This window comes from Acidovorax sp. SRI_002, assembly GCF_057586455.1.
The window spans coordinates 197,404-209,372 of record NZ_JBYCZW010000006.1 but is presented as its reverse complement, the minus strand read 5'-3'; the positions used below and the strand labels follow the sequence as shown (position 1 = coordinate 209,372).

12 protein-coding genes are annotated in these 11,969 nt (G+C 66.5%); 8 read left to right on the top strand and 4 right to left on the bottom strand.

The annotated features are described in order from the left end of the window. The first annotated feature begins 68 nt into the window (after positions 1 to 68). The 8 genes from AC2YJX_RS17855 to AC2YJX_RS17820 all read left to right on the top strand — a co-directional run bounded on the left by AC2YJX_RS17855 (position 69) and on the right by AC2YJX_RS17820 (position 8,191). The gene (locus tag AC2YJX_RS17855; RefSeq protein ID WP_487256830.1) at positions 69 to 1,697 is read left to right on the top strand and encodes a sigma-54 interaction domain-containing protein; all 1,629 of its coding nucleotides are present in this window, start codon (positions 69 to 71) and stop codon (positions 1,695 to 1,697) included. 233 nt (positions 1,698 to 1,930) lie between these two features. Then, positions 1,931 to 2,842 carry a sulfurtransferase gene (locus tag AC2YJX_RS17850; protein ID WP_015012391.1) on the top strand — a complete coding sequence of 304 codons (912 nt, stop codon included), beginning with the start codon at positions 1,931 to 1,933 and terminating at the stop codon, positions 2,840 to 2,842. Positions 2,843 to 2,928: 86 nt separating this feature from the next. Further along, positions 2,929 to 3,498 carry an OsmC family protein gene (locus AC2YJX_RS17845; RefSeq protein WP_487256829.1) on the top strand — a complete coding sequence of 190 codons (570 nt, stop codon included), beginning with the start codon at positions 2,929 to 2,931 and terminating at the stop codon, positions 3,496 to 3,498. 43 nt (positions 3,499 to 3,541) lie between these two features. Then, positions 3,542 to 4,699, top strand: coding sequence for an acyl-CoA dehydrogenase family protein (locus AC2YJX_RS17840; RefSeq protein WP_487256828.1), 1,158 nt, complete (start codon positions 3,542 to 3,544; stop codon positions 4,697 to 4,699). Continuing rightward, a complete protein-coding gene (locus AC2YJX_RS17835) occupies positions 4,696 to 6,021 on the top strand; it encodes an FAD-dependent oxidoreductase (RefSeq protein ID WP_487256827.1) in 1,326 nt (441 codons plus the stop codon). Before AC2YJX_RS17840 ends, AC2YJX_RS17835 begins: the two co-directional genes overlap by 4 nt. A 153-nt stretch (positions 6,022 to 6,174) precedes the next feature. Next, on the top strand, positions 6,175 to 6,753 hold the full coding sequence (locus AC2YJX_RS17830) for a DUF3455 domain-containing protein (protein WP_055396334.1): 579 nt from the start codon (positions 6,175 to 6,177) through the stop codon (positions 6,751 to 6,753). A 107-nt stretch (positions 6,754 to 6,860) separates the two neighbouring features. Further along, positions 6,861 to 7,427 carry a sigma-70 family RNA polymerase sigma factor gene (locus tag AC2YJX_RS17825; protein ID WP_055396332.1) on the top strand — a complete coding sequence of 189 codons (567 nt, stop codon included), beginning with the start codon at positions 6,861 to 6,863 and terminating at the stop codon, positions 7,425 to 7,427. After that, positions 7,424 to 8,191 carry an anti-sigma factor gene (locus AC2YJX_RS17820; RefSeq protein WP_487256826.1) on the top strand — a complete coding sequence of 256 codons (768 nt, stop codon included), beginning with the start codon at positions 7,424 to 7,426 and terminating at the stop codon, positions 8,189 to 8,191. The genes AC2YJX_RS17825 and AC2YJX_RS17820 overlap by 4 nt, the downstream gene beginning before the upstream one ends. 22 nt (positions 8,192 to 8,213) lie before the next feature. Here the strand turns inward: AC2YJX_RS17820 and cynS are convergent, their stop codons facing one another. The 4 genes from cynS to AC2YJX_RS17800 all read right to left on the bottom strand — a co-directional run bounded on the left by cynS (position 8,214) and on the right by AC2YJX_RS17800 (position 11,912). Continuing rightward, positions 8,214 to 8,657, bottom strand: coding sequence for a cyanase (gene cynS / locus AC2YJX_RS17815; protein WP_008905293.1), 444 nt, complete (start codon positions 8,655 to 8,657; stop codon positions 8,214 to 8,216). A 112-nt stretch (positions 8,658 to 8,769) separates the two neighbouring features. Further along, positions 8,770 to 9,645, bottom strand: coding sequence for an ABC transporter ATP-binding protein (locus AC2YJX_RS17810; protein ID WP_487256825.1), 876 nt, complete (start codon positions 9,643 to 9,645; stop codon positions 8,770 to 8,772). Beyond that, complete coding sequence (gene ntrB, locus AC2YJX_RS17805) at positions 9,635 to 10,504, bottom strand: nitrate ABC transporter permease (RefSeq protein WP_487256824.1); 870 nt, start codon at positions 10,502 to 10,504, stop codon at positions 9,635 to 9,637. Before ntrB ends, AC2YJX_RS17810 begins: the two co-directional genes overlap by 11 nt. A 1-nt stretch (position 10,505) precedes the next feature. Then, on the bottom strand, positions 10,506 to 11,912 hold the full coding sequence (locus tag AC2YJX_RS17800; protein ID WP_146870102.1) for a CmpA/NrtA family ABC transporter substrate-binding protein: 1,407 nt from the start codon (positions 11,910 to 11,912) through the stop codon (positions 10,506 to 10,508). Between the last annotated feature and the right edge of the window lie 57 nt (positions 11,913 to 11,969).

Sequence of the window (11,969 nt, the reverse complement as noted above, 5' to 3'; positions counted from 1 at the left end):
TGGACGCAGGCGACTTTAATGCACCCGGGCGCAGAACTTGCAATCGCCCTGACATGCCCCCACCGCCCATGCCCTCCCCTTCCAGCACGGCCCGCTCGCACAGCCCCACCGACTGGCACGCCCAGGAGCTGCTGCTGATGCGCGAGGTAATGCGCCTTATCGGCCGCAGCCTGGCGCCTGGCTTGGTGCTGCGCGAGATGCTGCACTTGATGAGCGAGTTGCTGGGCCTGAACCGGGGGCGCATTGTGCTGGTGGACGATGCCCCCTCCTCCACAGCCGGCGAGGCGCGCACCGCCTCCATCCAGCATGCGTACGGCCTTACCCAGGCCGAGGCCCAGCGCGGGCGCTACGCCTGGGGCGAGGGCATCACGGGCCGCGTGCTGGCCACAGGTCAGCCAGCCATCGTGCAGGACATTGATGCCGAGCCGCTGTTCCTGGGCCGCGTGGTGGAGCGCAGTCAGCTGCCGCCCGAGACGGTGGCCTTCATCGCACTGCCCATCGAGGTCAACAACGCGCCCATCGGCGTGCTGGCCTGCCACCGCATCCGCAGCCGCCAGCGCCACCTGAACGACGACCTGGCCGTGCTGCGCGTGCTGGCCACGCTGGTGGGGCAGCTGCTGCAGCTCGAAGCCCTGGTGGCCGACCAGACGCGGCAGCTGGAGGCGCGCAATGCCGTGCTGGCCAACGCGCTCAACACCAAAAGCGCGCGCTACGGGCTCATAGGCAGCTCGCCACCGCTGCTGCAGGCCTTGAGCGAGCTGGAGCGCGTGTCGCAAACCCAGGCCACCGTGCTGCTGCTGGGCCAGTCGGGCACGGGCAAGGAGCTGTTCGCACGCGCCGTGCACCTGGCCAGCGGGCGGCGCGACCGGCCCTTCATCAAGGTCAACTGCTCGGCCATTCCGGACGCGCTGTTCGAATCCGAACTGTTTGGCTACGAAAAAGGCGCGTTCACCGGCGCCAGCACAGCCCGCGCGGGCTGGTTCGAGCAGGCCGACAGCGGCACCATCTTTCTCGACGAGATTGGCGAGCTGCCGCTGGCCCTGCAGTCCAAGCTGCTGCGCACGCTGCAGGAGGGCACGCTGGTGCGCCTGGGCGGGCAGCGCGAGGTCAAGGTCAACGTGCGCCTGGTGGCGGCCACCCACCGCGACCTGGCGGCCGATGTGGAGGCCGGGCGCTTTCGGCAGGACCTGTACTACCGCCTGCACGTGATTCCGATCCATCTGCCCTCGCTGGCCGAGCGGCGTGAAGACATCCGCGCGCTGGCGCTGCACTTTGTGAGCCGCGCCAACCAGGCGCACCAGCGCAACGTGAACCTCTCGCCCGACGCGCTGGCGCGGCTGGAAGAACACCCCTGGCCCGGCAACATCCGCGAGCTGGGCAATGTGATCGAACGCCTGGTGCTGCTGACCAATGACACGCTGGTAACGCGTGGCGAGCTGGACCGGTTTCTGCCCGCTGCGGCTGTGGTTTTGCCACCCGCACCGGCGCCCATTCAGCAGATTCAGGCCGAGATGCCGTCTACCCCTATCGCCGCAGCACCGCTGGTGCGCGACTACGCCTCGGCCCAGTCCCACAGCGTTCAGGTGCTGCAGGCCGCGCTGGTCGAACACCACGGCAACCAGTCGCGCGCGGCGCAGAGCCTGGGGTTGACGCTCCGGCAGTTCGCTTACCGGCTGCGCAAAGCAGGCTTGAAGTGACGCCCAACACTGTGTCAACAATTTGTAGACACAGTGTTCAGCGTCCGCGTTGGACAGGCTGCGCTCTGGTGATAGTCGGCAAAAAATACTATCAAATCAATAGCTGTCAGTGCTTTACCAATAAGCGCTAGCAGCCTATTTCATTCAAATTTCTTTGCATTCCCAAGCTCTGGCACACCTGTTGCGATAAGGAGGGCAGGCATCCCGCCCACCACCGCACCGAAAGGTTTTCCATGAGCACCGTGACCGCTACCGCCTCCGACGCCGTCCTCATCTCACCCACCCAGCTGTTGGCCCTGCAAGCCGCAGAACCTGTGGTGCTGATCGACACCCGCGACGCCGACACCTATGCCCTGGGGCACATCCCCGGCGCGGTGAACCTGCGCGAGACCTTCACGTATCTCGCCACCTCCACGCCCCAAGGCCTGCAGGAGCTGAAAGACACCTTTGCCGCGCACCTGGGCGCCATCGGCCTGTCGGGTGCCGAGACGGCGGTGTTCTACGAAGACGCGCTCAACAGCGGCTACGGCCAGTCGTGCCGGGGCTACTACCTGCTGACCTGGCTGGGCTACCCCAAGGTCAAGGTATTGAATGGCGGCTACTCGGCCTGGAAGGCGGCAGAGCTGCCCGTCTCCACCGAGGCCGTGGTGCCCACCCCGGCCATCTTCCCCACCAACCTGGCCACCACCGATGTGATGCTGACCAAGGAAGACGTGATCGAAGCCCTGGGCACCGACACCGTGCTGCTGGACGTGCGCGATGTGGACGAGTGGATTGGCGACAGCTCCAGCCCTTATGGCAAGGACTTTGCGCCCCGCAAGGGCCGCCTGCCGGGCGCCAAGTGGCTGGAGTGGTACCGCTTCATGAAGCCCTCGCCCCAGGGTCCGGTGTTCAAGTCGCCCGACGAAGTGCGCGCCGAATGCGCCACGGCGGGCATCAGCCCGGCGGACACGGTGTACCTGTATTGCTTCAAGGGCGCACGCGCGTCCAACACCTTCCTGGCGCTCAAGCAGGCGGGCTTTGCCGATGTGCGCATGTACTTCGGCTCGTGGAACGAATGGTCGCGCGACGACAAGTTGCCGATCGAAAGCGGGCTGCCGCTGGTCAAGTTCCCCAAAAAGCCTGCGCTGGCACTGGCGGCCTGAGCCCCGTGCGTTGTTGCAGCGGGCGTGGCCCGCTGCGAACCCTGTCCTTCTTTTTTGCATTCCCTTCTCTTTCTCCAAGGAACACCATGTCCACCGATCTGCTGGAACCCTCTGCCCCCGTCACCACCGTGCACACGCACCTGCGCCCCATCGACCGCGACGGGCTGATGGCCTTTGCCGACAAGGGCCGCAACAACCCTGCCAGCCGGGGTACCAACAAGGTCCATACGGTGATGGAGGGGCAGTACCGCTCGCTGAGCTATGTGGGCAACCATGCGCCGGTGGTGGTGGACGAGCCCCTGCACCTGTTCGGTCAGGACACGGCACCTGCGCCCGGCGAGATCGTGCTGTCGGGCCTGGGCGGCTGCCTGGCCGTGGGCATCACGGCCGTGGCCACCTGGAAGCAGGTCAAGCTCAGCAAGATCGAGGTGTTCATGGAAGGCGACATCGGCAACCCCGCCGCCTGGGGTGCGGGTGGCGCATTGCAGAAGACGCCGCCGGAGATGGGCTTTCAGGCGATCCGCGTGAAGGTGCTGGTGGAGGGCGATGCACCGCGCGAGGTACTGGCCGAGATCGTGCAGCACGCCAACTTCTACTCGCCCGTGGCTAACAGCATGCGCAACCCCATCCCCTTCGAGATCAGCCTCGCGGACTAAATAGCCCCGCAACCGAGCCCGCCCTGCGCACCCAAGGAGCCCCATGAACCCCGCCGACCTCCCTCCCCAACTCCACCTGGACGGCGCCCTGCGGGGCGATGCGCTGCTGGCCGCCGTGCGCGAGATTGCCCAGGGCCCGCTGGCCGCGCAGGTGGAGGCGATTGACCGCACCGGCTACTACCCCTGCGCGGAGCTGCAGCAGCTGGCCGCCGTGGGCGCGATGAGCGCGCACCTGGACAGCACGGCGGGCTCGGCCGACTACGGCCTGGCCATCCGCGCCATGGCCGAGGCCTCGCGCGTGTGCGGCGCTACCGGCTTCATGATGTGGTGCCAGGCGGTGTGTGGGCTGTACCTGCAGCAGTCGGGCAACCCCACGCTGATGGGCGATGTGCTGCAGCGCCACGCCAGCGGCGCAGGCATGGGCGGCACGGCGCTGTCCAACCCCATGAAGAGCTACGCGCAGATCGAAAGCCTGCTGCTCAAGGCCACGCCGGTGGAGGGCGGCTACCTCGTCAACGGCACCCTGCCCTGGGTGAGCAACCTGGGGCCCGACCACTACTGCGGCGCGATTGCGGCGGTGGTGGAGGCCGACGGTGCGGCCAGCCAGCGCGAGGTTATGTTCCTGCTGCGCTGCGACGCACCGGGCGTGGAGATGCGCGAATGCCCCAGCTTCTCCGCCATGGAGGGCACGGGCACCTATGCACTGCGGCTCAAGGACCATTTCATCGGCACGGCCGACACCATGGCCGACCCTACCCGGCCTTTCATCGCCCGCATCCGCGCTGCGTTCGTGATGCTGCAATGTGGCATGGCGGTGGGCATCACCCAGGGCGCCATCGACTCGATGTGGGCGGTGGAGGCCCAACTGGGCCACGTCAACCAGTTCCTGGAAGACCGGCCCGACGCCCTGCAGGCCGAACTGGATGCGCTGACCGCACGCGTCATGCAACTGGCCCAGACGCCGTTCGACACAAGCACCGACTTCTTCATCGATGTGCTGGACGCCCGTGCCCATGGCGCGGAGCTGTGCCTGCGCGCCGCTCAGTCGGCCCTGATGCACCAGGGCGCGCGCGGCTACCTGATGAGCTCGGACGTGCAGCGGCGCGTGCGCGAGTCGCACTTTGTGGCCATCGTCACGCCCGCCATCAAGCACCTGCGCAAGGAGATCGCCCGGCTCAGCACCGAGGAGATGCCTGCATGACGCCCGCCCTCCCCACCGCCACCACGCCGTCGGTTACCTCCGAGTTCGTGTTGAGCGCGGCATCGCAGGCGCTGTGCGATGCGTTTGCCGACGCGGCCGCCCAGGCGCCCTGGCAAAGCTACATCTGCAACGCCTGCGGCTACGTCTACCACGAGGCCGACGGCGACCCGGATGGCGGCCTGCCGCCGGGCACGCGGCTGGCGGACATACCCGACGACTGGGCCTGCCCCCTGTGCGGCGTGACCAAGGCCGATTTTTCACCGTACGAAGCCCCCACGCTGGAGGCGCTGCGGGCGCAGGCCAGCGCAGCGCCAGCCGCCTCCCTGCGCGTGCGTGGCGAGCCGGGAGTGGTCATCGTCGGCGCGGGCCGTGCAGGCTGGCAACTGGCCGAAACCCTGCGCCAACACAGCGCCACGCTGCCCATCACCCTGGTGACGGCCTGCGCGGGCGACCGGTACGACAAGCCTTTGCTGTCGGTGGCCATGGCGCGCCAGCTGGACCCGCTGGCCCTGGTGTCCGAAACCGGTCGCGATGCGGCGCACCGCCTGGGCGTCACCCTGCTGGCCCACACCCATGCCGTGCGCATCTGCGCCGACACCCGCCAATTGCGCACCACGCGGGGCGTGCTGCGCTACGGCCACCTGGTGCTGGCCCACGGTGCGCAGGCCGCCTTGCCTCCGGGCTTGCCCGCCAGCCTGTGCTGGCGCATCAACCACCTGGACGCCTACCAGCGCCTGCGCCAGCACCTGGGCGACCAGCCCAAGGACGTGCTCATCATCGGCGCGGGCCTGGTCGGCAGTGAGCTGGCCAACGACCTGGCACTGGGCGGCCACCACATCACGCTGCTGGACACGGCCACCGAACCACTGGCGCGCTGGCACGACCAGCAGGCGGGCCCGCAGCTGCTGGACGCCTGGAAAGACCTGTCCATCCGCTTTGAAGGCGGTCTGCAGGTGGAGCAGGTGGAACGCGTGGGCTCGCGCTACCGCGTCTCCACCACCAGCGGGCGGCGTTTTGCGGCGGACGAAGTGGTGGTGGCTGCAGGCCTGCTGCCCCCCCACCGCCTGGCGCAGAGTGCTGGGCTTGATTGGACCCATGGCATTGCGGTGGACGCAGACACGCTGCAAACCAGCGTATCCCGCATCCATGCACTGGGCGATTGCATCAGCATCGACGGGCAGTGCAGCCGCTATATCGAACCGATTGCGCGACAGGCGCGCACGCTGGCGGCCGCCATCCTGGGCCAGCCGGTGGCCCCCTATGAGCACCGGGCGGCCGTGGTGCGGGTCAAGACCACCACCCGGCCGCTGACCCTGCATTGAGGCAGCATCGGGCCCGGGCGGCAATCTTGCCCGGGCTGGCATCGGCAAAAAATTTTTGGCATCCACTGCATCCAAACGGCGTTTTCGTGGGTAGTACCTACAGCAGCGCATCTTGCTGCTGTCCTATCAACCCATAGACCAGAGAGAAACGCCATGACCATCCACACGTCCCCCATCTCCCGCCTGCTGCCCCTGACGGGCGCCATTGCCGCCGCCGTGCTGCTGAGCGCCTGCGGTTCGATGATGTCGTCGTCCTCCAAATCCATGTATTCGCAGGACAGCCTGCCCGACAGCATCAAGGTGCCGGCTGGCAACAAGGTGGCGATGGAAACCGTGGGCGTGGGCGAGATCACCTACGAATGCCGCGACAAGGCCAACATGCCCGGCCAGACCGAATGGGTGTTCGTGGGCCCCAAGGCCGTGCTGAATGACCGCAGTGGCAAACAAGTGGGCACCTACTACGGCCCGCCGGCCACCTGGGAGTCGAGCGATGGGTCCAAGCTGACAGCCACCCAGCTGGCCGTGGCCCCCTCGGGCACGGGTAACCTGCCCTACCAGCTCGTCAAGGCCAACCCCGCCATGGGCTCCGGCGCCATGACCGGAGTGACCTTCATCCAGCGCGTGGCCTTGAAGGGTGGTGTGGCACCTGCAGCCGCCTGCACCACCGCCAACAAGGGCGAGCGCCAGATCGTGAAGTACCAGGCCGACTACATCTTCTGGAAGGCCGCGTAAACCACGCACACGCAATCCCCTGCCCAGCGGGGGCTACCGCCAGGCGGTGGCGGGTTTGCGGCTACGATGCGCTCACTCTTTAGCCGCGGCCCCGCTGCCTGCACACCGTGCCCGACACCCCTGGCGATTTTGACTACGAAGCCGCTCTGGCCGCCTGCGCAGCGGGCGACCGGCAGGCCATGCACCGCCTGTACCAACAGGAGGGCGCGCGGCTACTGGGCGTTGCGCTGCGCATCGTGCGCCAGCGGGCCCTGGCCGAGGACATCGTGCACGATGCCTGCGTGAACATCTGGACCCGCGCCGCCAGCTACGACCCGCGCCGGGGCAGCGCACGCGGCTGGATCTACAGCGTGGTGCGCAACCTGGCCCTGAACGCCGTGCGCGACGCGGGCCGCCACGTTGATGTGGACGACACCACCACCCAAGCCCTGGAGGCCGACATGTCTGTGCAGGCCCACCATGAGGTCGAGGAAACCTTTGCGCTGAACGCCAGCCTGGGCCGCCTGCAGCATTGCCTGGAGGCCCTGGACCCCGCGCGCCGCAACTGCGTGCTGCACGCCTATGTGGACGGCTGCTCGCACGGAGAAATTGCGGAGCGCCTCGGTGCCCCGTTGGGCACCGTGAAGGCGTGGATCCGGCGCAGCCTGGTTTCGCTGCGGGAGTGCATGGCATGACCGACGTGCGCAACACACCGTCCTCCCCCTCGCCGGAAGACCTGAGCGTGCTGGCCGGCGAGTACGTGCTGGGCACCCTGCCCGCCGCCGAACGCCAGGGTGTGCAGCAACGCCTGCCTGGTGACAAGGCACTGCAACAGGCGGTTGCCGAATGGGAAGCCCGCCTGCTGCCGCTGACCCAGCTGGCAGAGCCCATCGCGCCCCCCGCTGTCTTGTGGGCGCGCATCGACCAGTCGCTGCGAGCGGCGAGCCCTCAACAGACTGCGACACCCGTTGCACCGCCCCGCGCAGAAACAAAACGCAAACCGTCCGTGCGCTGGTGGGACCACCTGGGCCTGTGGCGGGCCCTCGCCGGCTCGGGCTTTGCCATGGCGGCGGTGCTCGCGGCAGTGCTCGTCACCCGCACCGCCCCAGTGGCCGCGCCGCCACAGTTCATGGTGGTGCTGGTCGCGCCGCAGGACAAGGCCCCGGGCTGGGTGGTGCAAGCCAACTCGCCCCGGCAGATCAGCCTGATTCCGCTGGGTGTGGCCGAAGTACCGGCCGACAAGGCCCTGGAGTTCTGGACCAAGGCCGACGGCTGGAGCGGCCCTGTGTCGCTGGGCCTGGTGCAGCCCGGTCAGCCGCTGCAGATCCCGCTGGACAAGCTGCCGCCGCTGCAGCCCAACCAGCTGTTCGAGCTGACGCTGGAACCACCCACGGGCTCGCCGATTGGCAAGCCCACAGGCCCCATCCAGTTCATTGGCCGCGCCGTCAAAGTGCTGTGACGAACACGGCCCGGGCCCGATTTCAGTACTGCTTATAGGGCAGGAACTTGCCGGACAGGACCACATTCACGCGGTCGCCATTGGGATTGGCTTCGCGCTGGATGTCCATGCTGAAGTCGATGGCGCTCATGATGCCGTCGCCAAACTCTTCGTGGATCAGCTCCTTGATGGTGGTGCCGTACACACTCACCACCTCGTACCAGCGGTAGATCAGCGGATCGGTGGGCACTGGCGTGGGCAGCGAGCCCTTGTAGGGCACCACCTGCAGCCACTTCTGCTCCTCGGCCGTGAGGCCGAAGATCTTGCCGACGATCTTGGCCTGCTCGGGCGTGGCCGTCATCTGGCCCAGGCACAGGGCCGTGGTCCATTCCTTGGACTGGCCGACCTTCTTGGCAATGGCCTCCCATTGCAGGCCCTTGGCGACCTTGGTGCTGATGATCTTTTCGGTAACGTCGTTGCGGTTCATGGTGATGGCTCCTTCGGTTGGATGGGTTTTGGAACAGGGAACAGGAACTTCAGGGTGCAGCACTCCCTGCCCCCCCAAGGGGCAACACGACAGTGCTAGGCTATTCAGGAAATCAGTGGGCTTTGGCTCGGGTGACGAGAAAGTCCACGATGTGGTTGCGCAGCGCGTAGTAGCCGTCCAGGTGGTGCAGGCTGGTGCGCGTACGTTCGCGTGGCAGCGGGTTCACCACCACCTCGGCGATGCCGCCGGGGCGGTAGCCCTCGGGCGTCTCGTTGCCGTTGCTCATGAGCAGGATGCGGTCGGCCAGCAAGATGGCTTCGTCCACATCGTGCGTGATCATGAAGACCGTCTGCTGCGTCTGGCGCACGATGGCCATCAGCTCGTCCTGGATGGTGCCGCGTGTGAGCGCATCGAGTGCGCCAAAGGGTTCATCCAGCAGCAACATCTTGGGCTGGATGGAGAACGCGCGCGCAATGCCCACGCGCTGCTTCATGCCGCCTGAGAGCTGTGAGGGCTTGTTGTCGATGGCAGGGCTCAGGCCCACCAGCGCCACGAACTTCTCCACATGCGCATCCACCTGGCTCTTCTTCCAGTCAGGCCAGCGCGACTTCACGGCGAACGCGATGTTCTGGCGCACCGTCAGCCAGGGCATGAGCGCGTGGCTCTGGAACACCACGCCCCGGTCCAGACTGGGGCCGGCCACTTCGCGCCCGTCCATGATGACGGTGCCCGAGGTGGCGGTGTCCAGCCCCGCCAGCACGTTCAGGATGGTGGTCTTGCCGCAGCCCGAGTGGCCGATGATGCAGACGAACTCGCCCTTGTCGAGCGTGAACGACACATCAGCAAACACGGGCTTGGCGGGCACAAAAGCTTTGCTCAGCCGATCGATCTGGAGGAAGCCTTGGGTCACGGCAGAGGCCTTTCGTTGCGGGACGTCAGTGGCAAGAGGGGCTGGAACAGCGGGGCGCTGGGCGACATCACTCCACATAGGTCACCACCTTCTGCAGCTGGCCGAAGGCCAGGTCGAGCAACATGCCCACCACGCCAATCACCAGGATGGCAAAGATCACGTTGGTGAGCGACAGGTTGTTCCACTCGTTCCACACGAAGTAGCCAATCCCCGTGCCGCCCACCAGCATCTCGGCCGCCACGATCACCAGCCAGGCGATGCCCATGCTGATGCGCATGCCCGTGAGGATGGTGGGCGCTGCGGCGGGCAAGATCACCAGGAAGGCCTTGCGCAGCGGGTTGACCTGCAGCGTGGCCGACACGTTGAGCCACTCGCGCTTGACCGATGCCACGCCAAACGCCGTGTTCACCAGCATGGGCCACATCGAGCAGATGAAGATCACGAAGATGCCCGAGATCGATGAGTCCTTGATGGTGTAGAGCGCAAGCGGCATCCACGCCAGCGGGCTGATGGGTTTGAGCACCTGGATGAACGGGTCGAACGCACGGCGCAGCAGCGGCGACATGCCGATGACGAAACCGAGCGGTATCGCCACCAAGCAGGCCAGGCCGAACCCTAGCGCGACCCGGCCCAGCGAATGCGCGAGCTGGATGGCGATGCCCTTGTCGTTGGGGCCGTTGTCATAGAACGGGTTGGACACGTGCCCCCACACGGTACGGCCCATCTCTGCCAGCGAGGGGAAGCCGCTGCCCTTGGCGCTGGCGCCTGGGTCCTTGCCCATCATCTTGGCGTACTCGATCTGCTCGGCGGTCATGCCGGCCGTGCTGTTGCCCCCGCCCGAAGAAGCGGTGGCGATGTACCAGATCCCCAGCAGGGCCAGGAAGATGAGCACGGACAACAGGCCCGCGCGCAGGTTGAGGTTCTTGGCGGGAGTCATGTCATGCCGCCTTGCGGATGGGGAAGCTCTTGGCGTACTCGCTCGCCTTGGCGGCATCGAATTCGCGCCCCATGATCTTGAACTTGGGGTACGCGCCTTCGGGCACCTTCTGGTCCAGCGCCTTCATCTGCTTTTTCGCGTCGGTGATGAGAAACACCTTTTCGGCGATCTGCTTGTAGTCCACATCGCCCTTGATGTAGCCCCAGCGCTGCATCTGCGTGAGCATCCACACGGCCATGCTCTGCCACGGCATGGGGTCGAAGTCCGCGCGGTCGGGCACGTTCTGGATCTTGCCCAGGCCGTCGGCGAACTTTCCGGTGAGCACCTGGTTGAGCACGGCCTCGGGCTGGTTCAGGTAGGCCTGGGGCGCAATCACCTTGGCGATGAGCTCCCTGTTGGCCGGGTCGCGCGCCATCGCGGCCGAGGTGAGCACCGCGCGGTACAGCGCGGCAAAGGTGTTGGGGTTCTTCTGGATGAACTCGGTGCTGGTGCCGAAGGCGCAACAGGGGTGGCCGTTCCACAGGTCCTTGGTGAGCAGGTGGATGAAGCCGACTTCCTCGAACACGGCGCGCTGGTTGAAAGGATCGGGGCCGAGGAAGCCGTCGATATTGCCCGCACGCAGATTGGCCACCATCTCGGCGGGTGGCACCACGCGCAGCTGCACGTCGGTGTCGGGGTTCAAGCCCGCCTCGGCCAGGTAGTAGCGCAGCAGGAAGTTGTGCATGCTGTACTCGAAGGGGATCGCGAACTTGAAGCCCTTCCAGTTCTTGGGATCGCGGTTGTCCTTGTGCTTGAGGCTGAGCGTGATGGCCTGGCCGTTCACGTTCTGGATGGTGGCCACGTTCATCGGCGTGGCGTTGGAGCCCAGGCCCATGGAGATCGCCAGCGGCATGGGGCTCAGGAAGTGCGTTGCGTCGTACTCCTTGTTGATCATCTTGTCGCGGATCAGTGCCCAGCCGGCCGTCTTGGTGACTTCGACGCTCAGGCCCTGCTTGCTGTAGAAGCCCAGCGGGTGGGCCATGATCAGCGGGGTGGCGCAGGTGATCGGGATGAAGCCGATCTTGAGGTTGGTCTTCTCCAGTGCGCCCTGTTTCTCTTGCGCCATGGCCTGCATGCTGGCCACGGGCAACACGCTCGCGATGGCCGCCATGGCCGTTCCCTTGCCCACCGCCTTGATGAAGCGGCGGCGCACTGCGTCTTGCGGAAACAGCGCCTTGACCAGCGTGGCTTCGATGAACTCGTTGCTGTAGAGCTCGAACTCACGGGTCTCGCTGCGCTGGCGCAGGGTGGCTGCGGCGGCATCGGCCGACACCTCGGTGTGGTGGTCGGCCACCGTGTGGTCGCGGCCACAGCTGCATTTCAGCATCAACGGGCGGTCGGCATCGTAGGGCGAGAAGAATTCGGACATGGCACACCTCGAAGAAGTTGGTGCCAGGCGTTACGCAAAGCGCGGGCCAGTTTTTGC

What these genes read in the sequence shown, in the direction of transcription:
- AC2YJX_RS17835 (WP_487256827.1), top strand. Translation starts at nt 4,696, where the DNA reads ATGACGCCCGCCCTCCCCACCGCCACCACGCCGTCGGTTACCTCCGAG.
- AC2YJX_RS17800 (WP_146870102.1), bottom strand. Translation starts at nt 11,912, where the DNA reads ATGTCCGAATTCTTCTCGCCCTACGATGCCGACCGCCCGTTGATGCTG.
- AC2YJX_RS17840 (WP_487256828.1), top strand. Translation starts at nt 3,542, where the DNA reads ATGAACCCCGCCGACCTCCCTCCCCAACTCCACCTGGACGGCGCCCTG.
- AC2YJX_RS17845 (WP_487256829.1), top strand. Translation starts at nt 2,929, where the DNA reads ATGTCCACCGATCTGCTGGAACCCTCTGCCCCCGTCACCACCGTGCAC.
- AC2YJX_RS17850 (WP_015012391.1), top strand. Translation starts at nt 1,931, where the DNA reads ATGAGCACCGTGACCGCTACCGCCTCCGACGCCGTCCTCATCTCACCC.
- ntrB (WP_487256824.1), bottom strand. Translation starts at nt 10,504, where the DNA reads ATGACTCCCGCCAAGAACCTCAACCTGCGCGCGGGCCTGTTGTCCGTG.
- AC2YJX_RS17820 (WP_487256826.1), top strand. Translation starts at nt 7,424, where the DNA reads ATGACCGACGTGCGCAACACACCGTCCTCCCCCTCGCCGGAAGACCTG.
- AC2YJX_RS17830 (WP_055396334.1), top strand. Translation starts at nt 6,175, where the DNA reads ATGACCATCCACACGTCCCCCATCTCCCGCCTGCTGCCCCTGACGGGC.
- AC2YJX_RS17810 (WP_487256825.1), bottom strand. Translation starts at nt 9,645, where the DNA reads ATGTGGAGTGATGTCGCCCAGCGCCCCGCTGTTCCAGCCCCTCTTGCC.
- AC2YJX_RS17855 (WP_487256830.1), top strand. Translation starts at nt 69, where the DNA reads ATGCCCTCCCCTTCCAGCACGGCCCGCTCGCACAGCCCCACCGACTGG.
- cynS (WP_008905293.1), bottom strand. Translation starts at nt 8,657, where the DNA reads ATGAACCGCAACGACGTTACCGAAAAGATCATCAGCACCAAGGTCGCC.